Source organism: Kitasatospora sp. NPDC043949 (assembly GCF_056435365.1).
In genome coordinates, this window is the sequence record NZ_JBWKEQ010000021.1 from 117,664 (window position 1) to 140,910 (window position 23,247).

Annotated in this window: 22 protein-coding genes; 15 read left to right on the top strand and 7 right to left on the bottom strand. The window is 73.0% G+C overall.

Features of this window, described 5'->3' with window-relative positions:
• Positions 1–181: 181 nt before the first annotated feature.
• Positions 182–463: an HPr family phosphocarrier protein gene (locus tag AC07AL_RS19345; RefSeq protein ID WP_360258304.1), complete on the bottom strand. Its 282-nt coding sequence runs from the start codon at positions 461–463 to the stop codon at positions 182–184.
• A gap of 218 nt (positions 464–681) precedes the next feature.
• Here AC07AL_RS19345 and AC07AL_RS19350 point away from each other — a divergent pair, with 218 nt between their 5' ends.
• The 4 genes from AC07AL_RS19350 (at position 682) to AC07AL_RS19365 (ending at position 6,152) form a co-directional block, all read left to right on the top strand.
• A complete protein-coding gene (locus AC07AL_RS19350; protein WP_478317827.1) occupies positions 682–3,522 on the top strand; it encodes a bifunctional acetate--CoA ligase family protein/GNAT family N-acetyltransferase in 2,841 nt (946 codons plus the stop codon).
• A gap of 92 nt (positions 3,523–3,614) precedes the next feature.
• A complete protein-coding gene (locus AC07AL_RS19355) occupies positions 3,615–4,214 on the top strand; it encodes a DUF5998 family protein (protein ID WP_063349374.1) in 600 nt (199 codons plus the stop codon).
• 35 nt (positions 4,215–4,249) lie between these two features.
• The gene (locus AC07AL_RS19360) at positions 4,250–5,437 is read left to right on the top strand and encodes an alkaline phosphatase family protein (RefSeq protein WP_363584483.1); all 1,188 of its coding nucleotides are present in this window, start codon (positions 4,250–4,252) and stop codon (positions 5,435–5,437) included.
• Positions 5,438–5,498: 61 nt separating this feature from the next.
• Positions 5,499–6,152, top strand: coding sequence for a thymidine kinase (locus AC07AL_RS19365; RefSeq protein ID WP_063349376.1), 654 nt, complete (start codon positions 5,499–5,501; stop codon positions 6,150–6,152).
• An 18-nt stretch (positions 6,153–6,170) separates the two neighbouring features.
• Here AC07AL_RS19365 and AC07AL_RS19370 read toward each other — a convergent pair whose 3' ends face one another.
• Positions 6,171–6,911: a VOC family protein gene (locus AC07AL_RS19370; RefSeq protein ID WP_478317828.1), complete on the bottom strand. Its 741-nt coding sequence runs from the start codon at positions 6,909–6,911 to the stop codon at positions 6,171–6,173.
• 182 nt (positions 6,912–7,093) lie between these two features.
• Here AC07AL_RS19370 and AC07AL_RS19375 point away from each other — a divergent pair, with 182 nt between their 5' ends.
• Positions 7,094–7,969 carry a sulfurtransferase gene (locus AC07AL_RS19375; protein WP_363584479.1) on the top strand — a complete coding sequence of 292 codons (876 nt, stop codon included), beginning with the start codon at positions 7,094–7,096 and terminating at the stop codon, positions 7,967–7,969.
• Positions 7,970–8,059: 90 nt separating this feature from the next.
• Here the strand turns inward: AC07AL_RS19375 and sepH are convergent, their stop codons facing one another.
• On the bottom strand, positions 8,060–9,118 hold the full coding sequence (gene sepH / locus AC07AL_RS19380) for a septation protein SepH (RefSeq protein WP_363584477.1): 1,059 nt from the start codon (positions 9,116–9,118) through the stop codon (positions 8,060–8,062).
• A gap of 517 nt (positions 9,119–9,635) precedes the next feature.
• Between sepH and AC07AL_RS19385 the strand changes: the two genes are divergently transcribed.
• Positions 9,636–10,520 carry a hypothetical protein gene (locus AC07AL_RS19385; protein ID WP_363584475.1) on the top strand — a complete coding sequence of 295 codons (885 nt, stop codon included), beginning with the start codon at positions 9,636–9,638 and terminating at the stop codon, positions 10,518–10,520.
• On the opposite strand, the gene AC07AL_RS19390 is transcribed toward AC07AL_RS19385, so the two are convergent.
• Both AC07AL_RS19390 and AC07AL_RS19395 read right to left on the bottom strand, forming a co-directional pair.
• Complete coding sequence (locus AC07AL_RS19390; protein ID WP_363584473.1) at positions 10,521–11,843, bottom strand: D-arabinono-1,4-lactone oxidase; 1,323 nt, start codon at positions 11,841–11,843, stop codon at positions 10,521–10,523. It abuts the gene before it with no gap.
• Positions 11,844–11,947: 104 nt separating this feature from the next.
• Positions 11,948–13,216 carry an MFS transporter gene (locus AC07AL_RS19395; protein WP_363584471.1) on the bottom strand — a complete coding sequence of 423 codons (1,269 nt, stop codon included), beginning with the start codon at positions 13,214–13,216 and terminating at the stop codon, positions 11,948–11,950.
• Between the two features lie 127 nt (positions 13,217–13,343).
• On the opposite strand from AC07AL_RS19395, the gene AC07AL_RS19400 reads away from it, so the two are divergent.
• Complete coding sequence (locus tag AC07AL_RS19400; RefSeq protein ID WP_363584469.1) at positions 13,344–14,501, top strand: ferrochelatase; 1,158 nt, start codon at positions 13,344–13,346, stop codon at positions 14,499–14,501.
• 32 nt (positions 14,502–14,533) lie between these two features.
• On the top strand, positions 14,534–15,352 hold the full coding sequence (locus tag AC07AL_RS19405) for an inositol monophosphatase family protein (protein WP_363584467.1): 819 nt from the start codon (positions 14,534–14,536) through the stop codon (positions 15,350–15,352).
• 141 nt (positions 15,353–15,493) lie between these two features.
• Here the strand turns inward: AC07AL_RS19405 and AC07AL_RS19410 are convergent, their stop codons facing one another.
• The gene (locus AC07AL_RS19410; RefSeq protein WP_030057688.1) at positions 15,494–15,679 is read right to left on the bottom strand and encodes a hypothetical protein; all 186 of its coding nucleotides are present in this window, start codon (positions 15,677–15,679) and stop codon (positions 15,494–15,496) included.
• Positions 15,680–16,121: 442 nt separating this feature from the next.
• Here AC07AL_RS19410 and AC07AL_RS19415 point away from each other — a divergent pair, with 442 nt between their 5' ends.
• The 4 genes from AC07AL_RS19415 to AC07AL_RS19430 all read left to right on the top strand — a co-directional run bounded on the left by AC07AL_RS19415 (position 16,122) and on the right by AC07AL_RS19430 (position 20,179).
• Entirely contained in the window at positions 16,122–16,775 is a 654-nt protein-coding gene (locus tag AC07AL_RS19415) for a response regulator transcription factor (protein WP_188296105.1), read from the top strand.
• Positions 16,776–16,899: 124 nt separating this feature from the next.
• Positions 16,900–18,183, top strand: a complete 1,284-nt coding sequence (locus AC07AL_RS19420; RefSeq protein ID WP_363584465.1) for a sensor histidine kinase — start codon at positions 16,900–16,902, stop codon at positions 18,181–18,183.
• Positions 18,184–18,422: 239 nt separating this feature from the next.
• Complete coding sequence (locus AC07AL_RS19425) at positions 18,423–19,406, top strand: acyl-ACP desaturase (RefSeq protein WP_363584463.1); 984 nt, start codon at positions 18,423–18,425, stop codon at positions 19,404–19,406.
• A gap of 473 nt (positions 19,407–19,879) precedes the next feature.
• Positions 19,880–20,179: a DUF4193 domain-containing protein gene (locus AC07AL_RS19430; RefSeq protein WP_030057692.1), complete on the top strand. Its 300-nt coding sequence runs from the start codon at positions 19,880–19,882 to the stop codon at positions 20,177–20,179.
• Positions 20,180–20,473: 294 nt separating this feature from the next.
• Here the strand turns inward: AC07AL_RS19430 and AC07AL_RS19435 are convergent, their stop codons facing one another.
• Positions 20,474–20,923 (bottom strand): DUF3093 domain-containing protein, encoded by a 450-nt coding sequence (locus AC07AL_RS19435; protein WP_350880051.1) that lies wholly within the window; start codon positions 20,921–20,923, stop codon positions 20,474–20,476.
• Between the two features lie 135 nt (positions 20,924–21,058).
• On the opposite strand from AC07AL_RS19435, the gene AC07AL_RS19440 reads away from it, so the two are divergent.
• The 3 genes from AC07AL_RS19440 to AC07AL_RS19450 all read left to right on the top strand — a co-directional run bounded on the left by AC07AL_RS19440 (position 21,059) and on the right by AC07AL_RS19450 (position 22,974).
• Positions 21,059–21,637 (top strand): PaaI family thioesterase, encoded by a 579-nt coding sequence (locus tag AC07AL_RS19440; RefSeq protein ID WP_063351415.1) that lies wholly within the window; start codon positions 21,059–21,061, stop codon positions 21,635–21,637.
• Positions 21,634–22,101, top strand: coding sequence for a dUTP diphosphatase (gene dut, locus AC07AL_RS19445; RefSeq protein WP_363584461.1), 468 nt, complete (start codon positions 21,634–21,636; stop codon positions 22,099–22,101). Before AC07AL_RS19440 ends, dut begins: the two co-directional genes overlap by 4 nt.
• Positions 22,102–22,170: 69 nt before the next feature.
• Entirely contained in the window at positions 22,171–22,974 is an 804-nt protein-coding gene (locus AC07AL_RS19450; RefSeq protein ID WP_363584459.1) for a DUF3710 domain-containing protein, read from the top strand.
• Positions 22,975–23,247 lie beyond the last annotated feature (273 nt).

The following is a 23,247-nucleotide window of genomic DNA, read 5'->3' on the forward strand; positions in this document are numbered from 1 at the left end:
GGCTGTACTAGTCCTGCATGGAGACGAACCGTGTCCACCCGTTGGCCTGCGCGGCATGCTCCACCTTCCCCCCCCCCCCCCCCCACATCCCCCCCCCCCCCCCCCCCCCCCCCCCCCCCCCCAAAAAAAACCCCCCCCCCCCCCCCCCCCCCCCCCCCCCGCTTCCGTCGGTCGAGTCGGCTCAGGCCGCGGCCGGGAGCTCGTCGAGGCCTTCCTGGACGAGCTTGGCGAGGCGGTCGAGCGCGTCGTCGGCGTTCTCGGCGTCGGAGGCGAGGACGACCTCGTCGCCGCCCTGGGCGCCGAGGGCGAGCAGGCCGAGCATGGAGGCGGCGTTGACGGGGTTGCCGCCGGGCTTGGCGATGGTGATCGGCACGCCGGTGGCCGTGACGGCCCGGACGAAGACGGAGGCGGGACGGGCGTGCAGGCCCTCGGCCCAACCGATGGTGACGCGGCGCTCAGCCATGAGACGTGCCTTTCCGGTGAAGCTGGTTACGGCCGTGCTCGGGGAAGCGGCCATGTTGTCTAGACCAGTGTTGCACGCAGGCGGTCCCTGCGAGCCGCTGCGTTCGGGACTTGTGATTGTTTCTTTTCGGGGCATAAGGCCCGGCCGGCGGCCCTGCCCACCCTGCAGCCAGTGTGCACCCGGCGCCATTCGGCTCACTGCCGGATAACCTGACGAATGTGGACGACTCCGCAGTGGCGCAGCCCGAGCAGGACCCCGGTGACCGGCGGGAATCCGGACCGGATTACCCCCAGCACTGGGAGGCCGACATCCTGCTGCGGGACGGCGGTACGGCCCGCATCCGGCCGATCACGCCGGAGGACGCGGAGCGTCTGGTGGAGTTCTACGCACAGGTATCGGACCAGTCCAAGTACTTCCGTTTCTTCGCCCCCTACCCCCGGTTGTCGGAGAAGGACGTCCGCCGTTTCACCCACCACGACTTCGTGGACCGGGTGGCGCTGGCGGTGGTGGTCCGGGACCGTTTCATCGCGACCGTCCGCTACGACCGGATCGACGCGCAGGGCCGTCCGTCCGAGGCCGGGACGGACGCCGAGGTGGCGTTCCTGGTGCAGGACGCCCATCAGGGCCGCGGGGTGGCGTCGGCGCTGCTGGAGCACATCGCGGCGGTGGCGCAGGAGCGCGGGATCCGCCGGTTCCAGGCGGAGGTGCTGCCGGAGAACCGGAAGATGGTGAAGGTCTTCACCGATGCCGGCTACACGCAGCGCCGCAGTTTCACCGACGGTGTGGTGCACCTGGAGTTCGATCTTGAGCAGACGGACCGTTCGCTGGCGGTGATGCGGGCGCGCGAGCACCGGGCGGAGGCGAAGTCGGTGCAGCGGCTGCTGACCCCGCGGTCGGTGGCGGTGATCGGGGTGTCGCGCAATCCGCAGACGGTGGGCCGGGCGATCCTGCGGGACCTGCTGGGCAGTGCCGACGACACGCGCCCGGTGTACGCGGTGAACCGCAACGCCCCGCCGGGCACCGAGCTGGACGGCGTCCCGGTGCACCGTTCGGTTCTGGACATTCCGGGGCCGGTGGATCTCGCGGTGATCGCCGTCCCGGAGGGGGCCGTCCCGGCGGCGGTCGCCGAGTGCGGTGCGCACGGGGTGCAGGGCCTGGTGGTGGTGACCGCCGGGTACGCGGAGACCGGTCCGGAGGGCCGGGACCGCCAGCGCGCGCTGGTGCGCCAGGCGCGGGCGGCGGGGATGCGGGTGATCGGCCCGAACGCCTTCGGCCTGATCAACACCGATCCGGACCGCCCGTTGAACGCCTCGCTGGCTCCGCAGCTGCCGGGCCGGGGCGGGTTCGGGATCTTCTGCCAGTCCGGTGCGATCGGGGTGGCCCTGCTGGAGTCGGCGCACCGCAGGGGCTTGGGGGTGTCCTCCTTCGCCTCGGTGGGCAACCGGTCGGACGTCTCCGGGAACGACTTCCTGCAGTACTGGGCGGAGGACGAGGCCACCGAGGTGGTGCTGCTCTACCTGGAGTCCTTCGGCAACCCGCGCAAGTTCACCCGGATCGCGCGCCGGCTGGCCGCGGTGAAGCCGGTCGTGGTGGTGAAGGGCGCCCGGCACACCGGCAGCCTGCCGCCGGGCCACGCGGTGCCGGCGACCGCGACGGGGCTGCGCGACGCGACGGTGGACGCGCTGTTCGAGCAGGCGGGCGTGATCAGGGTGGAGACGATCACCGAGCTGTACGACACCGGGGAGCTGCTGGCCCTGCAGCCGCTGCCGCCGGGGGACCGGGTCGCGGTGGTCGGCAACTCGGACTCGCTGGGCCTGCTGACCTACGACGCCTGCCTGAGCGCGGGCCTGCGGCCGCGCACCCCGGTGGACCTGACCACGGCCGCGACGGGCGAGAACTTCCGGATCGCGCTGGACGTGGCGCTGGCCGATCCGGCGGTGGACGCGGTGATCGCGGTGGCGATCCCGCCGATCGGCACGTCCGCGCACGCCTTCATGGGCGGCCGGCTGACCGGCCCGGACGATCCGGAGATGGGTTCGGACGATCCGGAGATCGCCGACGCACTGCTCGAAGCCAGCCGAAGGGCAAGGGAGTTGGGCAAGCCGCTGGTGCTCGCCCATCTGGCGTTGACCGATCTGCCGGTCCGGCTGCGCCCGGGGGGCGTGCCGGCGTTCGCGGCGCCGGAGCGGGCGGTGCGGGCGCTGGCGCACGCGGTGCACTACGCGCAGTGGCGGCGCCGGACGGCCGAGGCGGAGGAGACGGCCCGGGTGCCCGAGCTGGACCGGATCGACGAGCCGGGCGCCCGCGCGCTGGTCGAGGCGGCGTTGAGCACCCGGACGGCGATTGCCGCGCGGACGCAGCCGGGCGGCGCCCGGATCACCCTGCCGGACGCCGGGGCCCGCGAGCTGCTGGCCCGCTACGGCATCGACGTCTTCCCGGCGCTGCCGGCCCCGGACGAGGAGGCGGCCGTGCGGGCCGCGGCGACGCTCGGCTACCCGGTGGCGTTGAAGGCCACCGCCCCGCATCTGCGCCACCGCCCGGACCTGGGCAGCGTGCGGCTGGATCTGACCGGCGAGCCCGGGCTGCGCCGGGCGCACCGCGAGCTGGACGCGCTGCTGGGCGGTGCGGCGCAGGCGGAGCTGGTGGTGCAGCGGATGGCGCCGCGCGGGGTGGACACCGTGATCGGTGCCACGGTGGATCCGGCGGTCGGCGCGATCCTGTCGTTCGGCCTGGCCGGGGCGCCCGCCGAGCTGCTGGGCGATGTGGCGCACCGGTTGGTCCCGGCGACCGACCAGGAGGTGGCCGGGCTGGTCCGGGAGGTGCGCGCGGCGCCCCTGCTGTTCGGTTGGCGGGGCGCGGAGGCGGTGGACACCGACGCGCTGGAGGAGTTGCTGCTGCGGGTGTCGCAGTTGGTGGACGACGTGCCGGAGATCGCCTCGGTGGATCTCGAACCGGTGGTCGTGGCCCCGTACGGGCTGGCGATCCTGGGGGCGCGGGTGCGGATCGCGCCGCTGCCCGTCCGCAGCGATCTGGGCCCGCGCGCGATGAGCACCCTGTAACCTTCCTTGGTTGCGCCTGCCTGTGGGCGCTGTTGTCCGAAGCTCGGCGCCGTGCCGCCCGCTTCGTCGGCGGACCATGCCAGGATGGAGTTATGGCGAAGACCGGTACCACCAGCACTCAGGACCTGCGCTCGGCGATCGAGCGCAGCGGTTACTACCCGGCCCTGGTGTCCGAGGCGGTCGAGGCCGCGGTGGGCCCGGAGCCGATCAGCTCCTACCTGGTGCACCAGGAGACGACCTTCGACGCCAACGAGGTGCGTCGGCACGTGACGGTGCTGGTGCTGACCCCGACGCGGTTCGTGGTGAGCCACACCGATGAGCAGTCGGGGGACGCGGGCAGCCCGGCGGTGCCGTTCGCGACGACGTCGACGGAGAGTGTCCGGCTGGACCGGATCGGTTCGGTCGTGCTGAGCCGGATGGTCGCGAACCCGGAGACGTACACGCCGGGGACGCTGCCGCGCGAGGTGGTGCTGACGATCGGCTGGGGTGCGGTGCAGCGGCTGGACCTGGAGCCCGCGGGCTGTTCGGATCCGAACTGCGAGGCTGACCACGGCTACACCGGCTCGGCGACGGCTGACGATCTCTCACTGCGGGTGAGCGAGGCCGGTGACGGCCCGGAGACGGTGGCCCAGGCGCTGGTGTTCGCCCGCGCTCTCTCCGACGCGACGATCAGCAACGGCCCGCGGGTCTGAGCGCCGCCGCCTTCGACTGCTACGAATCCGGTTTCATGTCCTTCGCACCCTCCGGCGGCTTCGACGCCTTCGAGATCCTCGACCCGGCCGCGGCTCCCGCGCCCCCGTACGGCAGTGGTTCGCTCTGCGACCTGTTGCCCTCGGTGGCGGCGGGCCTGGGCGTCCCGGGCTTCACCGCGACCCTGCCGATCGCCCCGGCGGACCGGGTGGTGGTGTTCCTGGTGGACGGCCTGGGCTGGGAGCTGCTGCTGCGGCACCCGGAGTACGCGCCGTTCCTGTCCGCGCTGGCCGGGAGTTCGATGGGTGGTTCGGGCCGCCCGCTGACCGCTGGTTTCCCGTCGACCACGGCGACTTCGCTGGCCTCGGTCGGCACCGGCACGCCGCCGGGGCTGCACGGCCTGGCCGGGTACACGGTCGCGGTGCCGGGCGCCGGTTATCTGATGAACCAGCTGCGTTGGCAGCCGCACACCGACCCGCACGTCTGGCAGCCGTACCCGACGGTCTTCGAGCGGACGGACGCCGCCGGGGTGGCGACCGCGCAGGTGTCCTCCCCGCTGTTCTCGCAGACGCCGCTGACCAGGGTGGCGCTGTCCGGCGGCACCTTCCTGGGCCGGACCACGGGCGAGGAGCGGATGGACCTGGCGGCCTCCTGGCTGGCCGAGCACGACCGGGCGCTGGTCTACACGTACGTCAGCGAGCTGGACGGTGCGGGCCACCGCTTCGGGGTGGACTCGGACGAGTGGCGGATGACCCTGGACGCGGTGGACCGGCTGGCCCGCCGGCTGGCCGAGCGGCTGCCGCCGCGTTCGGCGATGTACGTGACCGCTGACCACGGCATGATCGACATCGCGCCGGAGGACCGGATCGACTTCGACGAGGACTGGGAGCTGGGTGCCGGCGTGGCCCTGCTGGGCGGCGAGGGCCGGGCCCGGCACGTGTACGCGGTGCCCGGTGCGGCGGCCGACGTGTTCGCGGTCTGGAGCGAGGTCCTGGGCGACCGGATGTGGGTGGCCACCCGGGACCAGGCGATCGCGGCGGGCTGGTTCGGTCCGGCCGTGGACGAGCGGGTGTACGGGCGGATCGGCGACGTGGTGGCCGCGGCGCGGGACGACATCGCGATCACCGCCTCCCGCAACGAGCCGGGCGAGTCCGCGATGATCGGCCTGCACGGTTCGATGACCCCGGTCGAGCAGTTCGTGCCGCTGCTCGAAGTTCGCGGCTGAGCCGGGTCCTTGACTCTTCTGTGCCCGAACTCCCCTGATGTGAAAGGCCTTTGCTCCACCCATGGCTGAACTGGTGTTCTTCTCGGGCACGATGGACTGCGGCAAGTCGACGCTGGCGCTGCAGATGGACCACAACCACTCCGCCCGCGGCCGGCAGGGCCTCATCCTGACCCGCCACGACCGCGCTGGTGCGGCGACCATCTCCAGCCGGCTGGGCCTGCGGGCGGACGCGGTCGAGGTGACGGACGACTTCGACTTCCACGCGTACGTGGTGCACCGGCTCTCGGCGGGCGGCCGGGTGGACTACCTGATCTGCGACGAGGCGCAGTTCTTCGCCGCCGAGCAGGTCGACCAGTTGGCCCGGGTGGTGGACGAACTCGACATCGACGCCTACACGTTCGGGATCACCACGGATTTCCGCACCCGGCTGTTCCCCGGCTCCCAGCGGCTGATCGAGCTGGCGGACCGGGTGGAGGTGCTCCAGGTCGAGGCGCTGTGCTGGTGCGGTGCGCGGGCGACGCACAACGCCCGGACGGTGGGCGGGGTGATGGTGGTCGAGGGCGCCCAGGTGGTGGTCGGCGACATCTCGGTGAACGAGGACGAGGTCGGGTACGAGGTGCTCTGCCGCCGGCACCACCGCCGCCGGCTGACCGCCGCGACGGCCCGGGCCTCGGTGCTCTCGCCGGACGTGCTGCCCTTCGAGCAGCAGGTCTGAGTCCTGCTCCCGGGCGCGCTAACGGAGTTCCAGCACCGAGAAGTGCCCGCCCTGCGGGTCGGACAGCCGGGCGGCGCGGCCGCGGGCGGTGTCGTGCGGTTCGACCAGGACGCGGCCGCCGAGTCCGACGGCGTGCCGGGCGGTGGCGTCGGCGTCGCGGACGGCGAAGTGGACCCGCCAGCGGGGCGGATGGCCGCGCAGTTCGGCGCGGTGCCGGATGCCGGCGACCGGTCGCCCGTGCACGAGTAGCGTGGACTCGTCGTCGGCGTGCCGGACGGGGCGGTCGAGTACCGCGGTGTAGAAGGCGACGGCGCCGTCGGTGTCGGGGGTGAGCAGTTCGGTCCAGGCCGGTCCGCCGGGTTCGGGCCCGGCCTCCCGGCCGGTGTGCTCCTCGCCCTGCCAGAGGCCGAAGACGGCGCCGGAGACGTCGGCGGCGATGGCCATCCGCCCGGCGCGTTCGGCCTGGAGCGGCCCGACGGCCACGGTTCCGCCGCAGGCGCGCACCAGTTGGGCGGTGTGGTCGGCGTCGTCGACGGCGAAGTAGCTGGTCCACTGCACCGGGAAGCCGGTGGCGGTGGAGACGCCGAGGCCGGCGACCGGTGCCCCGTCGAGTTCGGCGCGGACGTAGGCGCCGAGCTGGCCGGGGCCCGGGGTGTAGGTCCAGCCGAGCAGGTCGGCGTAGAACGCGCGGGCGCCGGCCAGGTCGTCGGTCAGCAGGCTGACCCAGCAGGGGGTGCCCTGGGCCAGTCGGAGTTCCACCGCGGGCAATGCGGGCCCCCTCATGGGTGGTTGGCGCAACGGGTGGTTGGCGCACGGAAATCCTCGCGCGCGAGGGTGATGCTTCCACTCTGGCGCGCGTCGAACCCTCGGGCCGCGCGGAAATTCCGGCAAAGACCGCACAAAGAGCGGCGGGGTGGCGGCGCTGCGCGACAATGGCCGCCATGACCACCTACAACGACGGTTCCCCGCTGATCTCCGCGGCCGGGCTGGCGCAGGCGCTCGCCTCCGCGCTCCCGCCGGTGCTGTTGGACGTGCGCTACCGGCTGGTCGGTGCCGCGCAGTCCGGCCCGACCGCCGCCGAGGAGTACCGGGCCGGGCACCTGCCCGGCGCCCGCTTCGTCGACCTGGACCGGGACCTCGCGGCCCCGCCGGGCGCCCCAGGCCGGGGCGGCCGCCACCCGCTGCCGGACCCGGAGGAGTTCGGCGCGGCGATGCGCCGCCTGGGGGTGGACTCCGACCGCCCGGTGGTGGTGTACGACGGCGCGGCCTCGCTGGCGGCGGCCCGCGCCTGGTGGCTGCTGCGCTGGGCCGGGCACCGGGACGTCCGGGTGCTGGACGGCGGGTACGCGGCCTGGTCGGCGGCCGGACTGCCGGTGACGGCGGAGGTCCCGGCGCCGGCGGAGGGTCATTTCAAGCCGGTCCCGGGGCAGTTGCCCGTGGTGGACGCGGACGGTGCGGCGGCCTGGGCGCGCGGTGCGCTGCTGCTGGACGCCCGGGCGGGGGACCGCTACCGGGGCGAGAGCGAGCCGGTGGACCCGCGCGCCGGGCACATCCCGGGTGCGGTGTCGGCGCCGACGGCCGAGAACGTGGCGGCCGACGGGCGGTTCAGGTCGGCCGCGGAGCTGGCGGCGCGGTTCCGCGCGCTGGGCGTGGGTGAGCGGGAGACGGCGGTGTACTGCGGCTCGGGGGTGACGGCGGCGCACCAGATCCTGGCGCTGGAGGTGGCGGGCCTGCCGGCGACGCTGTACCCGGGGTCGTGGAGCGAGTGGTCGAGCGACGAGGCCCGCCCGGTGGCGGTGACCGACCAGCCGGGCTGAGCCGGGGGCGGTCTGAGGCGGGATTTCCTGACGCGCACAGAGTGATGCGGGGCGCCGGCTCAGCCGGCGCCCCGCATCACTCTGCTTCTGCTACTCCTGCTTCTTGCGCCGGCTGCCGAAGACGATCTCGTCCCAGCTGGGCACGGTGGCCCGGCGGCCGGGCCGGACGCCGTCCGCCTCGGCCTGGCGGTCGGTGGTGCCGACCAGTCGTTCGCGGTGCGGGGCGACGGCCCGCGGCATCAGGATGTCGGCGTAGGCCGAGCCCGCGCCGACCGCCGGTGCGGCGGCCGCGGCCGCCTCCTCGCTCTCCTCGGCGACCTCTGCGGGCACCGGTTCGATCGGGGCGGGGCCGACGGCGAGGTCGCCGCGGAAGGCGGGGACCACGTCGAGCAGGCTGGTCAGGGAGTCCCTGGACTCGGCGGTGGCCTCGCGGGCGGACATGATGCGGTCGGCGGAGGGCCGGTCGATCATCGGGCGGGGCGGCCGGTCCTGGGGGAGCCGGGCGATCCGCGGGATGAACGGGAAGACCGACTCCTCCTCGCGCTCGACGTTCTCGCCGATCAGCGCGCGGGCCTCGTCGTCGTTGGGCTGGACCAGGCGCCGGGGCGGGTCGTACGTCCAGGAGGCGCTGCGGCCCTCGTCGTCGGCACGGTAGGCGAGGATGACCTCCCAGGTGCCGTCGTCGCGCCGCCAGGAGTCCCAGCGTTCGGTGTCCTTCTCGGCGCCGCGCAGCGCGAGCCGCTCGGCGACGGCCTCGCCGAGCTGGGGCCCGGTGGATTCGCCGTTGCGGCGGATGGCGGTCTTTCGGGCGCGTTCGGCCATGAAGGCGCGCTCGGCGAGGACCGGACCCTCGAAGCGGCGGACCCGGTCGACGGAGATGCCGGCGGCCTGGGCGACCTCCTCGGCGGAGGCACCGGCTCGTATCCGGGCCTGGATGTCCCGGGGCCGCAGATGGCTCTCGACTTCGATCTCGATCTGGCCGAGGCGCGGACGATCCCCACGGATGGCGGCGCGCAGCCGCTCGTCGATGGGAAGGGTGTACTCCGTGCTGTCGGCAGCCTTGAGCACCAGCCGTGTGCCGTCGTTGCTGACGGCCACAACCCGCAGTTCGGGCACGGTTACCTCCCGGGTGGTGCCTGCCGACGTCACCTGCGTCGCTGCTCCCGTACTGAGTGTGGCCTGCCCGCTCGCGACTGGCCACAACCTTGCTGAGTTCCCCGGCGTGTCGGGCGTACGCCCGGTCACGCCGCTGTGGCACGGTTGCCTTTTTGCCACGCCATCCGTCGACGTCGCGCCTGGGTGCCCCGGCCGTCCTCGCACGCGGAGTGTTCGCGACGGTCCGGGACGGGCGTCGCCGTGCGTGCCTGTTCCGTGGCTCTTCGTCAAGCTACCGGTGTGGGCGCAGTCGACAAGTCGACCCAAGGCTCAGGCTTTACGAACAGTACTCCATTCGTGGCATCCGAAGGGGCGGCTCGCCGCTCAAGTCTCCCGCGATTCACGGGAATCTCAAGAGCGCATGCCCCCAACGGCGGACCACCGGCGGGTGAACGGTGATCATCTTCACATATATCGGGGCCGGAGAACCGCATTTTCGTCCCTTGTGTCCTTCTTTGGGCAAGATGGAGTGACTTGTTCGAGGAACAGTCGTACGGACCGAGGGATGTTGATGCCGGAGCGGAGCCCCGCCGAGGAGGGCGGCAAGAAGGAGCGCAAGCGGATCGATCTGAGCGTGGCTCAGGTCGCTGCGAGTGCGCTGGCCACGGTGGTGGGGGCGCTGCTCGCCTCCGAACTCGGCGTGTACGGAACGATCCTGGGTGCGGCGGTGGTCAGTGTCGGGGCCACCACCGGCGGTGCGGTGTTCCAGCACGTCTTCCGGCGCACCGGAGAGCAGCTGCGCGAGGCGGTGGTGGAGCGGGGGCCCGGCCACGCCGCGAACGGGCTGCGCCAGGTGCCGGAGCGTCCGGTGGAGCCGGCGCCGTCGGCGATCTCCTCGGAGTGGAACGAGCCGCAGGTGGTCCGGGCGCGTCGGCGGTGGACGTGGAAGACCTACGCGGCGGTGTCGGGGCTGGTGTTCGTGGTGGCGATGACGCCGATCCTGGCGTTCGAACTGGCCACCGGGCAGCCGGTGTCGGCGACGGTGAAGGGCGAGTCGGGCAACGGCACCTCCTTCGGCGGCGTGGTGAGCCCGAAGTCCTCCACCCCGCGGGAGACGCCGCCGACGGAGCGGCCCTCCACCGGCGGCGGGCGCGGCTCGGAGCCCTCGCCGTCCGGCGGTGCCTCGGCCCCGCCGACGACGCGGCCGAGCCGGGAGCCGAGCACCGGCCCGAGCGCGGGCCCGAGCGGTGGGGCCGGTGAGCACGGCGGAGGTACGGCCTCGCCCTCGGCGGGCCCGAGCATGACGCCGTCGGCCGGTTCGTCACCGACCGCGGACGGCGGGAAGCCCTCCGGCACCTCCGGCGGGGCGAGCCCGCAGCCGCCGGTGCCGAGCAACGCCCCCGCCTCCGTGGCCCCGCCGCAGCCCGCGGCGCCGACCCAGGGCGCCACCCCGTGATCAGGCGCCGAGGACCCGGCGCAGGTAGTCGTTGCCGAACACGCGCTGCGGGTCGACCTCGTCGCGCAGGGCGGTGAAGTCGCCGAAGTGCGGGTAGGCGCCGGACAGGTACTCGGCGTCCCGGGTGTGCAGCTTGCCCCAGTGCGGGCGGCCCTGGTGGGCGCACATCAGCTGCTCGACGCCGGTGAAGTAGCCCTGGTCGGCGGTGCCCCGGTAGAGGTGGACGGCGATGTAGGCGCTGTCCCGGCCGGAGGCGGTGGAGAACCAGAGGTCGTCGGCGGGGGCGAAGCGCACCTCCACCGGGAAGCCGACCTTCCAGTCGGAGCGCTCGACCAGGGCCTTCAGCTCGCGCAGCACTCCGGCGACGGCCGCGCGCGGCACCGCGTACTCCATCTCCACGAAGCGCACCTTGCGCGGGCTGGTGAACACCCGGTGCGCCGTGTCGGTGTAGCTGCGGTCGGACCAGGCGCGGCTGGCCAGCGAGGCGATGGCGGGGATGCTGGCGGGGAAGCGCCGGCCGACCCGGCAGGCGCCCTCCCAGACGGTGTTGGAGAGGAAGTCGTCCTCCAGCCACTCCTTGAACCGGGGCAGCGGGGCGGCCGGGCCCTGGCTGCGGTTGTTGCGCTTGGTGGCGCAGCGGTCGGTGTGCGGGAACCAGTAGAACTCGAAGTGCTCGTTGACCGCGGTGAGGTCGTCCAGCCGTTCCAGCACCTCGTCGAAGGCCATCGGCTGTTCGTGCGCGGTGAGCAGGAAGGCCGGTTCGACGGCGAAGGTCAGCGCGGTGATCACGCCGAGGGCGCCGAGGCCGAGCCGGGCGCCCTGGAAGAGCCGGGGGTGCTCGGTGGGGGAGCAGCGCCGGACGCTGCCGTCGGCGAGGACGATCTCCAGGGCGCGGATCTGGGCGGCGAGCGAGCCGGAGTCGCGGCCGGTGCCGTGGGTGCCGGTGCTGGTGGCGCCGGCCACGGTCTGCACCTCGATGTCGCCCATGTTGGTGAGGGAGAGGACCTCGGCGGCGAGGATCCGGTTGAGCCGGGCGAGCGGGAGGCCGGACTCGACGGTGATGGTGCCGGCCTCACGGTCGATCTCGCGGACGGCGGTGAGCGCGTGCGGGCGGAGCAGGACGCCGTCGCCGGCGGAGGCGATCGAGGTGAAGGAGTGGCCGGAGCCGACGGCCTTGACGGTGCGGCCCTGTTCGGCGGCGCGCAGGATCTCCTTGGCCAGTTCCTCCGCGGTGCCGGGGGTGGCGGCCCGGGTGGGCCGGGCGCTCTGGTTCCCGGCCCAGTTGGTCCACCGGGTGGGGGTCGCGGTACTGGCCTGGGGCATGGCGCCGCCTCCTGCTCCGTGGCCGACCGGGGTCGGCGCGGTCCGGGGCGGTGGGGGCCGCCCTACCCACGGGTAGGCCCGCGGGTAGGGAGAGATTAGTCAGTTCACCGTTCGAGGTCTACGGTCTGTTCGGCTGCTTCGGCGGGCTCGTCGGCGGTCTGCTCGGAGGCGAGCCCGGCGCGCAGGCGGCCGAGCCCGGCGAGCGCGGTGACCACGCCGAAGACCCCGGCGGTCAGCGGCACCCAGTAGCCCGCGGCGGAGCCGGCGGCGTCCACCACCCAGCCGCCGGCGGAGGAGCCGACGGCGACGCCGAGGGCGAGCCCGGTGGTCGTCCAGGTCATGCCCTCGGTCAGCTGGGCGGCCGGGACGAGCCGTTCGACCAGGGCCATCGCGGTGATCAGGGTGGGGGAGATGGCGATGCCCGCGATCAGCAGCGCGCCGCCGACCGCGATCAGGCCGCCGACTCCGTGCACCGACTCGGCGACCAGCAGCAGTGGCGCCATGCTGAGCGCCATGAACAGGACACCGGCGAAGAAGCGGCCGGCCATCGAGCCGGTGAGCTTGAGGGTGCCGAAGACCACGCCGGCCAGGCAGGAGCCGAGCGCCCACAGCGCGAGGATCACGCTGGCGATGGACTTGTGCCCCTGGGTCTCGGAGTAGGCGACGGTGACGACCTCGACGGAGCCGAAGATCGCGCCGGTGGCGACGAAAGTGAGGATCAGCACCTGGAGGCCGCGGTTGAGGATCACCGAGCCGCCGACGTGCCGGGCGCCCGGGTGGACCGGCGGTTCGGTGGCGCGCTGCCCGGCGAACAGCAGGACGCCGACGGCGAGGAAGACCCCGGCGAGCAGGACGCCGGCCTCGGGGAAGACGGAGGTGGCCAGGCCGATCGAGAGGATCGGGCCGACGATGAAGCAGACCTCGTCGACGACGGCCTCGAAGGAGTACGCGGTGTGCAGCTTGGGGGCGTCGTCGCGGTACAGGTGGGCCCAGCGGGCGCGGACCATCGCGCCGGTGCTCGGCATGACGCCCATCCCGGCCGCGAAGACGAAGAGAGTCCAGTCCGGCGCCTTGAACCGGGCGCACAGCAGCAGGCCGACCACGGCGACGATGGTGAGCGCCATGGCCGGGACGATTATTCGGCGCTGCCCGTGCCGGTCCACCAGCCGGGAGACCTGCGGGCCGAGCAGCGCGGCGGAGATCGCCAGGGTCGCCGACACCAGGCCCGCCACCCCGTAGGAGCCTCTGAGCTGGGAGAGCATGGTCACGATGCCGATGCCGGTCATGGAGATCGGCAGCCGGGAGACGAAGCCGGTGGTGGAGAAGGCCAGACTGCCGGGGGAGGCGAATATCTGGCGGTAGCTGGACAGCACGGGAGCTCCGCGGGGGTAAGGAACGAGGCTGGTCAACACAGCTTACGTACCTTGGCAAACAGTATTTTCCGGACACCCTCGCAGCCCCGACGGGGGTCTCCGGCCCCTCAATGGCAGGATCGGTGCCATGTCCGACGCGCGCAAACCCTCACCGTCCGGCGCCGCCCCGGCAGCGCCGCAGCCGTACGACGCCCTGCTGCTGCTCTCCTTCGGCGGGCCCGAGGCCCCCGAGGACGTCGTCCCGTTCCTGGAGAACGTGACCCGGGGCCGCGGCATCCCCAAGGAGCGGCTGAAGGAGGTCGGCAAGCACTACTTCCTGTTCGGCGGGGTCAGCCCGATCAACGAGCAGAACCGCGAACTGCTCGCCGCGCTGCGCAAGGACTTCGCCGAGCACGGCCTGGACCTGCCGGTCTACTGGGGCAACCGGAACTGGGCGCCCTACCTGGTGGACACTCTGCGCGAACTGGCCGCCGACGGCCACCGCCGCGTCGCCGTCCTCGCCACCAGCGCCTACGCCGGCTTCTCGGGCTGCCGCCAGTACCGGGAGAACCTGGCCGACGCGCTGGCCGCCCTCGCCGCCGAGGGCCTGCCCGAGCTGCGGGTCGACAAGCTGCGGCACTTCTACAACCACCCCGGCTTCGTCCAGCCGATGATCGACGCCACCCTGGCAGCCCTGGCGCGGCTGCCCGAGGACGTCCGGGCCGGCGCCCGGCTGGCGTTCACCACCCACTCCATCCCGGACACCATGGCCGAGACCTCCGGCGCCCCGGACGACCCGGCCCGCGGCCGCCCCGGCGGCGCGTACGTCGCCCAGCACCTGGACGTCGCCCGGCTGATCGCCGGGGCCGTCGCCGAACGCACCGGCGTCGCGGACCGGCCCTGGGAGCTGGTGTTCCAGAGCCGCAGCGGCGCCCCGCACACGCCGTGGCTGGAACCGGACATCTGCGACCACCTGGAGGCCCAGCACGCCGACGGCGCGCCCGCCGTGGTGATGGTCCCGATCGGCTTCGTCTCCGACCACATGGAGGTCAAGTACGACCTCGACACCGAGGCCGTCGCCAAGGCCGCCGAACTCGGCCTGCCGGTGGCCCGCGCCGCCACCGTCGGCGCCGACCCGCGGTTCACCGCCGCGGTGCGCGAACTGGTCCTGGAGCGGGCCGCCGCCGAGCGCGGCGAGCCGGTGAACCGCTGCGCCCTCGGCGCGCTCGGCCCCAGCCACGACGTGTGCGCGGTGGCCTGCTGCCCCAACCCGCGAGCCCCCCGCCCGGCCGCCGCCGAGCGCTGACCGCCCGTCCCGCTTTCCCGGAGGAGAGACCCGTGCCCACTCCCGCCCTGCCCGACGACCGGCTCCTCGACGACCTGCTGGAGGTCGCCCTGGACGCGGCCCGGCAGGCCGGCGCCCTGCTGCGTGACGGCCGGCCCGCCGACCTCGGCGTGGCCGGCACCAAGAGCAGCCCGGTCGACGTGGTGACCGAGATGGACCTCGCCTCCGAGAAGCTCGTCCTGGAACTGGTCACCGAGCGCCGCCCCGAGGACGGCTACCTCGGCGAGGAGGGCGCCGAGCGGCCCGGCACCAGCGGGGTGCGCTGGGTCGTCGACCCGCTCGACGGCACGGTCAACTACCTGTACGGGCTGCCCTCCTGGGCGGTCAGCGTGGCCGCCGAGCTGGACGGTCGGGCGGTCGTCGGCGTGGTGTACGCGCCGGCCCGCGGCGAGCTGTTCCACGCCGTCCTCGGGCGCGGCGCCCGGCTCGACGGCCGACCGCTCTCCACCCGCCCGGCCCCGCCGTGGGGCCAGGCGCTGATCGGCACCGGCTTCAACTACGTCCAGTCGGTGCGGACCCGCCAGGCCGAGGTGCTGCTGTCCCTGATGCCCGAGGTGCGGGACATCCGCCGGGGCGGGGCCGCCGCGGTGGACCTGTGCGACGTCGCCGCCGGGCGGCTGGACGGCTACTACGAGCGCGGCCTCGCCCCCTGGGACCGCGCGGCCGGCTGCCTGATCGCCGCCGAGGCCGGGGCCCTGGTCGGCGGCCGTCCCGGGCACGGCCCGGACGGCGAGCTGACCGTGGCCGCCGCGCCGGGCGTGTACCAGCCGTTGCAGGAGCGACTGGCCGCACTGCGCGCCTGGGCGGACTGAGGACACGCCCTGGGCCCTTGGACGGTCCTGGACAGCGAAGAGCCCTGGCATACGGGGGATGCCAGGGCCTGGGATTTTCGCACGACCCCCGCAGGGCCGCTGGTGCCGGAGGTCCGGCGTCGGGTCGGAAGGTCGGGTGGATCAGGCGGCGGTGCGGTGGCGCTCCAGCACGGTGTCCACGCCGTGCTCGGCGGCGAGCCGGCGGAGGTCGTCCAGCTCGGACTGCTCCACCTCGGCGAGGAACTCGTCCCCGGCCTCGATCGCGCGGTGCAGATCCTGCTCGGCGTTGGCTATGCGCTGCAGGATTCCGGCCTTGAAGGCGTCCATACGGGCCCCCTTACTGTGTCGGACGTGCACGGTCGTACGTTCTCCGCCCCGAGGAGGTGTGGCCAGCGGCAGCGCCCCGTCCGGCAGATCGTGAATCTCCGGTCGAGCGCGGAGACGGCCTTCGGCCGCTCCCGGTGACGTCCCAGCCCCAGGGCCGGCGCGGATGAACGCACGGCGGGTGGGTGCGATCGGCCAACAGCCAGATCGCGGGTGTGAAGCTGTCCTCCCCGCCGGGGAGATGGGGAAACCTTCCGGCCCGAGAAAGTTGCCTGTGTCACAGTCCAACCGGACTGGTCCCGACACGAACGGTCATCACCCGCTGCCAACGCTCCGTGCCTGAGCGGCAGCTTATCGCTGCTTTACCGGCGGACCAGGCAGGATGGGGGCACCGTCGGAGCCGCGCGTCCGCTTCCGGGGCCGGCCTGGAGAAGGGACAACGATCGTGCGGGTTCTCGTCGTCGAGGACGAGCAGCTGCTCGCCGAGGCTGTCGCCACCGGCCTGCGCCGCGAGGCGATGGCCGTCGACGTGGTGTACGACGGGGAGGCCGCGCTCCAGCGCATCGCGGTCAACGACTACGACGTCGTGGTCCTGGACCGCGACCTCCCGCTGGTCCACGGCGACGACGTCTGCCGCAAGGTGGTCGAACAGGGCCTGGCCACCCGGGTGATCATGCTGACCGCCTCCGGCGACATCAGCGACCGGGTCGAGGGCCTGGAGATCGGCGCGGACGACTACCTTCCGAAGCCGTTCGCCTTCAGCGAACTCGTCGCCCGGGTAAGGGCGCTGGGCCGCCGCGCGACCGTTCCGCTGCCCCCGGTGCTGGAGCGGGCCGGCATCTCGCTCGACCCGGGCCGCCGCGAGGTGATCCGCGAGGGCCGCACCGTCCAGCTCGCCCCCAAGGAGTTCGCCGTCCTGGAGGTGCTGATGCGGGCCGGCGGCGCCGTCGTCTCCGCCGAGCAGCTGCTGGAGAAGGCCTGGGACGAGCACACCGACCCGTTCACCAACGTCGTGCGCGTCACCGTGATGACGCTGCGCCGCAAGCTCGGTGACCCGCCGGTGATCATCACCGTCCCGGGCTCCGGCTACCGGATCTGACCGGATCTGACCGGACGCGCCGGACCACCTGACCGGATCCGAGCGGACCGGATCCGTTCGCCGGACCCGGTCGGGCTCCCCCCCACCCCGCGCCCGCCCCGGCGGACGCCCCGAGAGGACCATCATGACCACCCCGCCCCCGGCCGGCGGGCCCTCCGGCGCGCCTGCCGGCGGCCCGCGCGCCGTACCGCCCAAGCCCCAGCACCCCCCGCGCGCGCCCCAGTCCGGACGCTACGCACCCGGCGACGGCATGCTCGCCTGGCTGCCCTTCCGGCCGACCATCCGGATGCGGCTCACCCTGCTCTACGGCGGCATGTTCCTGATGGCCGGCGTGGTCCTGTTGCTGCTGATGTACGTGTTCTTCCAGGACGCCGTGAACAACCTGGCGCCGCGCACGTTCCAGTTCGACGGCAGCCTGCGGGTCAACGGTGTCCCGATGAACAGCGCGCAGTTCAACCAGGAGCAGGCCGGCGACTACCTGCTGCGCTCCAACTCGGCGCTCAACACCCTGCTGCGCAAGTCGCTCACGATGCTGGTCTGCCTCGCCGTGATCGCCTTCGCGGCCGGCTACGCGCTGGCCGGCCGGGTGCTGCGCCCGCTCGGCCGGATCACCCGCACCGCCCGCGACGTCGCCTCCTCCGACCTGCACCGGCGGATCGAGCTGGACGGGCCGGACGACGAGCTCAAGGAACTCGCCGACACCTTCGACGACATGTTGGACCGGTTGGACCGGTCCTTCGACTCCCAGCGCCGCTTCGTCGCCAACGCCTCGCACGAACTGCGCACCCCGCTGGCGATCAACCGCACCCTGCTGGAGGTCCAGCTCTCCGACCCGGCCGCCTCGCCCGACCTCCAGCAGCTCGGCAAGACCCTGCTGGCCACCAACGAGCGCAGCGAACAGCTGGTGGAGGGCCTGCTGCTGCTCGCCCGCAGCGAGAACGAGCTGACCGACCGCCGCCCGGTGGAGCTCTCCGAGGTGGCCACCCGAGCCCTGGAGCAGACCAGGGCCGAGGCGGACCGGCGCGAGGTCGAGCTGCGCTCCAAGCTCGCTCCGGCCGTGGTCGCGGGCAACGGCGTGCTGCTGGAGCGACTGGCGCTCAACCTGCTGCAGAACGCCGTCCGGTACAACACCCCCGGCGGCTGGGTCGAGCTGGCCACCGCCGAGGTGCCCGGCGGCGGCGAGCTGGTGGTGTCCAACACCGGCCCGGTGGTGCCCGGCTACGAGCTGGAGCACATCTTCGAGCCGTTCCGCCGGGTCAAGGGCGCCGACCGCACCCGCAGCGACAAGGGGGTCGGGCTCGGCCTGTCCATCGTCCGCTCGGTGGTGCGCGCCCACGGTGGCACCATCGAGGCCACTGCGCGCGCCGGTGGCGGCCTCACCATGCGGGTCCGGATCCCCAACCCCTGACCCCGCCCGCCGGGCCCCTCCCGGGCCCGCCGCGCCCTCCCCGCCGCCGCGCTCCGTAAGCGACCGTTCACCGCCGCCCCCGTCAGGCCCGTCAAGACGACATAAGGCCTGGCGGGGGCGGCTTGTCATTTCCCGCCCGGGCAACTTACGGTGTCGTAACCTACGGAACCGTAAGTGCGTCGCAGACGTGCCCGCCCAACGCGCCCGTCCCGCGCGTGCCGTCCCCCAGGAGCAAGACCGTGACCATCGCCCCTGTGCAGAGCAGCGCCTCCCTCGGATCGACTGGCTGGACCGACGCCCGGCTGATCCTGGCCCTCGAAGAGGTCGTGGAGAAGGAGCTCAACCGCCACCTCGCCGTGGCCAAGGAGTGGATGCCGCACGAGTTCGTGCCGTGGAGCCAGGGCCGTGACTTCGACGGCGTGCTGGGCGGCGACGCCTGGGCCGTCGAGCAGTCCCAGGTGACGCCGCTCGGCCGGGTGTCGCTGGTGGTGAACCTGCTGACCGAGGACAACCTCCCCAGCTACCACCACGAGATCGCCAGCATGTTCGGCCGCGAGGGCGCCTGGGGCACCTGGGTGCACCGCTGGACCGCCGAGGAGGGCCGGCACGGGATAGCGATTCGCGACTTCCTGCTCGCCACCCGGGCCGTCGACCCGGTGGAGCTGGAGCGGGCCCGGATGAGCCACATGTCCGAGGGCTTCGAGTCCGACAACGCGCACAGCATGCTGCAGTCGGTCGCGTACGTGGCCTTCCAGGAGCTCGCCACCCGCATCTCGCACCGCAACACCGGCAAGCACGCCGGCGACCCGCTCTGCGACCAGCTGCTGGCGAAGATCGCCAACGACGAGAACCTCCACATGGTCTTCTACCGGAACCTGCTGAAGGCCGCCCTGGAGATCGCCCCCGACCAGGCCATGCGGGCCGTGGCCGACGTGGTCACCGACTTCCGGATGCCCGGCCACGGCATCCCCGGCTTCGAGCGGGCCGCCGCGCAGATCGCCCTCGGCGGGGTCTACAACCTGCGCATCCACCACGACGACGTGCTGCAGCCGGTGCTGCGCCACCTGCGCGTGATGGAGATCGGCGGTCTCGGCCCGGAGGGCCTGCTGGCGCAGAACGAGCTCGGCGTCTTCCTGGACGAGCTGGACGGCCAGGCGCGCAAGTTCGAGGAGCGCCAGGCCGCGATCCTGGCCCGTCGGGCCGCGCGCCGGAGCACCGACTAGGGTGTTCGACGGAGCAGCCGAAGTGGGTGGATTTTCCGTGGTTTGCCCTGGAAGATTCTGAACGTGACCAAGCTCACATCGTGTCGCTCCGTGACTTCACCCGACCTCGGAGAGTGATCACCCGAACTGGGGTGCCGATCGCAGTCCGTGACCGGATTTCGGGTCCGCACCCGGCCGGATGATTGGCCGGCACCCCAGGTGGGCAAGGGAACGGACGAGCATCAGTGCGACCCGTGCTCACTGTGAGTGGCCGCTGAGCGGATGCTGGAGGAGGCTGGCGATGGCCCAGCGTGAGGCCTCCCGCAGCCTGGTGGATCACCCCAACGGACCCCTGGCTGAGTGTCGATTGAGTAACAGGGCTTGAAGTAAGGCAAAATCTCCGCCTCGGGTCGGGCACAAGACCGACCCCCCATGCGTTACGTGCGCTGGAGATACCGCACACACCGCACAAACCCGGAGGGGGAGAGCGAACAATGGCAACGGACTACGACACCCCACGCAAGACCGACGACGAGCTCAACGAAGACAGCATCGAGGAACTCAAGGCTCGGCGGAACGACAAGGGCGGCGGCTCTGTCGACGTCGACGAGTTCGATGCGGCCGAGGGCATGGAGCTCCCGGGCGCGGACCTCTCGAACGAGGAGCTCGCGGTCCGGGTGCTGCCGAAGCAGGCCGACGAGTTCACCTGCATGAGCTGCTTCCTGGTGCACCACCGCAGTCAGCTGTACAGCGAGAAGAACGGCAACCCGATCTGCCGGGACTGCGGCGCCTGAGCACCGCGGCGGACAGGGCCCGGCACCCGCGGCTTCCGCGGGGCCGGCACAGCGCCCCTTCCGGCCCCGGGCAGCGGGGCCGGACGGCAGGTCCGGTCGCCGTCCTGACGGACGGCACCGGGAGGACGGGGTCGGCCATGAGCACGTCGGCCGGCACAAAGTCGTAGGGACGGTCCCGCATCAGCGGAACCGTCCCTCTCCGTTTTTTCGGGCCTGTGCGCGTTCCGGGGCTGCCCCAGGCGTGCGCGGGTCCCTCCGCCAGGTGCTGTCCCGGCAGGGTCGGCCGGACAGGCCCTAGGTGCGGGCGCCGCGACGGGCCTCCTCCAGCGCCTCCGCCAGCTTCATCGGCGAGCGGGTCGACAGGTAGAGGTAGGGCGTCGGGTCGGACGGGTCGGTCACCTCGATCCGCAGCGCCGTCGGGACGTAGCTGCGCAGCAGCATGAAGGCGCGCGGGTTGGCCTTCGGCCCGCGCCAGGCCACCGCCTCGGCGGGGCTCAGCGGGTGCGCGGTGCCCAGGGCGTCCACCGGGATCCGGGCCGGCCCGGCCACCAGCGAGCCCTGCACCACGCGGATCCGGACCGAGCCGTAGCTGCTGATCGCGACCGCGCCGGCGGCGATGCCGACCACCAGCCCGACCAGCGCGGCCAGACCACTGACCCGCAGCAGGATCAGGGCGAGCGTGAGCCCGGTCGCGACCGGGAGCAGCCACCAGGAGCGCGGCACCGTGAGGCGTTCGTCGTACATGCCCCCATTGTGGGCGCCCTGACGCCGGTAGCGGGACGCCACCCCCACCGGCCGCGCGCCTACCCCTGGGTAGGCTGGGGCCCCGTGACCGGTTCGACCACCCCCACCGCCCCCGCCGACCGGCCGGCGCCCGCGCTGCCGCCGTCCCCGACCACCCCGCCGCCGGACGCCGTACTGCCGCCGCGCGCCCCCGAGGCGCCCGCCCCCGGCACCCGGCTCGGCTCCCACTACGAGCACTGCTTCGGCTGCGGACCGCAACACCCCGGCGGGCTGCGGATCGACGCGGTCGCCGGCGAGGGACTCGACGTCACCGCCGAGTTCGCCGTCCGGGACGTCCACCAGGGCGGTCCGGGCCTGGCCCACGGCGGAGTGCTGACCACCGCCATGGACGAGACCCTCGGCACGCTCAACTGGCTGCTGCACGCCCCCGCCGTCACCGGCCGGCTGGAGACCGACTTCCTCTGCCCCGTCCCGGTCGACTCGGTGCTGCACCTGCGCGCCTGGGTCACCGGCGTCCACGGCCGCAAGATCTACAGCGCCGCCGAGGCGCGCATCGGCGGCCCCGACGGACCGGTCGCGGTGCGTGCGCAGGCGCTCTTCATCCAGGTGAAGCTGGAACACTTCACCACGCACGGTCGTCCCGAGGACATCGAGAAGGTCCTCGACGACCCGGATCTGATGAAGCGCGCACGAGCCTTTGAGGTGAACCCTTGAGCAACACCCCCCGCCCGCCGCTGGACGTCCTGATCAGGCGCACCGACCCCGAGTTGCCGCTGCCCGCCTACGCGCAGCCCGGCGACGCGGGAGCCGATCTGCGCACCACCGTGGACGCCGAGCTGGCCCCCGGTGAGCGGGCCGTCCTGCCCACCGGCATCGCGATCGCCCTCCCGGACGGCTACGCGGCCTTCGTCCACCCCCGGTCCGGGCTGGCAGCTCGTTGCGGAGTTGCTCTCGTGAACGCCCCGGGGACGGTCGATGCCGGGTACCGTGGAGAGATCAAGGTGATCGTCGTCAATCTGGACCCGCGCGAGGGGGTCAGCTTCCGCCGAGGGGACCGGATCGCCCAGCTGGTGATCCAGCAGGTCGAGAAGGCCCGCTTCCACGAGGTGGCCGAGCTGCCTGGGTCGGCACGTGCCGAGGGCGGGTTCGGGTCGACCGGCGGCCACGCCGCGGTCTAGCATTCCCGCGGCCTCGCAGGAAGCCGAGCAGGTATTCGCATCGGTCTTGGACCGGGAAGGACAGTGACCGTGTTCCGTCGTCGCCAGAAGAGCGAGGACGCTGTCGAGCAGCTCGCCGACGACGCCATCAGCGCCGACGAGACGGCCGATGACGTCGAAGGTTCCGCCGAGAGCGAGAACGTGACCGAGCTGGACCCGTCCGACAAGGTCGGCCTGCCGCCGGCCCCGCGGCCGGACGGTCCGTGGGACCACTCCGAGCTGGAGAACCCCGAGGAGGGGCGAGTGGACCTCGGGGGTCTGCTGGTCCCCGGCGTCGAGGGCATGGAGCTGCGGGTGGAGGTCGCCGGTGACGCGATCGTCGCCGCGACCCTCGTCCTCGGCAACAGCGCCATCCAGCTGCAGGCCTTCGCCGCTCCCAAGTCGGAGGGCATCTGGGGGGAGGTCCGGGAGGAGATCGCCAACGGCATCACCGCGCAGGGCGGCCTCATCGAGGAGGAGGAGGGCCCGCTCGGCTGGCACCTCCGCGCGCAGGTCCCGGTGCAGCTGCCGGACGGCACCCAGGGCGTACAGCTGGTGCGCTTCGTCGGTTGCGACGGCCCGCGCTGGTTCCTGCGGGGTGTGATCTCGGGCCAGGCCGCCGTGCAGCCGGAAATGGCCGGGATCCTGGAACAGGTCTTCCAGCAGACGGTCGTCGTCCGGGGCGAGAGCCCGATGGCGCCCCGCGACCCGATCGTGCTGAAGCTCCCCGAGGACGCCCAGATGGTCGCCGACGGCGGCGGTACGGCTGCGGCGGCCGGCGAGGGCGACAACCGTTTCGGCAGCGCGGCCCTCGACCCGTTCGCCCGCGGTCCGGAGATCACCGAGGTCCGCTGACCTGGTCCGCGTCGCACTGATCGCCCCTGCCCGGGACCCCGGGCGGGGGCGATTTGCATGTGGCGGTCCTGTCCCCGTACAGTTCCGGAGTCGCCGCGAGAGAGCGGGGGCAAGCGGAAAGCGAATTCCGATGAATGAAACTCCGGAAAACGGAGCGGAAAACATCTGATAAGCTTGAAACACGAAAGAACGAAGCGCCCGGAGGGCCCGCTGGAAGGCGGTCCGAAGGAAGTGTCCGTTCCTTGAGAACTCAACAGCGTGCCAAAAGTCAAC

What these genes read in the sequence shown, in the direction of transcription:
- AC07AL_RS19345 (WP_360258304.1), bottom strand. Translation starts at nt 463, where the DNA reads ATGGCTGAGCGCCGCGTCACCATCGGTTGGGCCGAGGGCCTGCACGCC.
- AC07AL_RS19355 (WP_063349374.1), top strand. Translation starts at nt 3,615, where the DNA reads ATGGCGAAGACCGGTACCACCAGCACTCAGGACCTGCGCTCGGCGATC.
- AC07AL_RS19360 (WP_363584483.1), top strand. Translation starts at nt 4,250, where the DNA reads ATGTCCTTCGCACCCTCCGGCGGCTTCGACGCCTTCGAGATCCTCGAC.
- AC07AL_RS19365 (WP_063349376.1), top strand. Translation starts at nt 5,499, where the DNA reads ATGGCTGAACTGGTGTTCTTCTCGGGCACGATGGACTGCGGCAAGTCG.
- AC07AL_RS19375 (WP_363584479.1), top strand. Translation starts at nt 7,094, where the DNA reads ATGACCACCTACAACGACGGTTCCCCGCTGATCTCCGCGGCCGGGCTG.
- AC07AL_RS19385 (WP_363584475.1), top strand. Translation starts at nt 9,636, where the DNA reads ATGCCGGAGCGGAGCCCCGCCGAGGAGGGCGGCAAGAAGGAGCGCAAG.
- AC07AL_RS19390 (WP_363584473.1), bottom strand. Translation starts at nt 11,843, where the DNA reads ATGCCCCAGGCCAGTACCGCGACCCCCACCCGGTGGACCAACTGGGCC.
- AC07AL_RS19400 (WP_363584469.1), top strand. Translation starts at nt 13,344, where the DNA reads ATGTCCGACGCGCGCAAACCCTCACCGTCCGGCGCCGCCCCGGCAGCG.
- AC07AL_RS19410 (WP_030057688.1), bottom strand. Translation starts at nt 15,679, where the DNA reads ATGGACGCCTTCAAGGCCGGAATCCTGCAGCGCATAGCCAACGCCGAG.
- AC07AL_RS19420 (WP_363584465.1), top strand. Translation starts at nt 16,900, where the DNA reads ATGACCACCCCGCCCCCGGCCGGCGGGCCCTCCGGCGCGCCTGCCGGC.
- AC07AL_RS19430 (WP_030057692.1), top strand. Translation starts at nt 19,880, where the DNA reads ATGGCAACGGACTACGACACCCCACGCAAGACCGACGACGAGCTCAAC.
- AC07AL_RS19435 (WP_350880051.1), bottom strand. Translation starts at nt 20,923, where the DNA reads ATGTACGACGAACGCCTCACGGTGCCGCGCTCCTGGTGGCTGCTCCCG.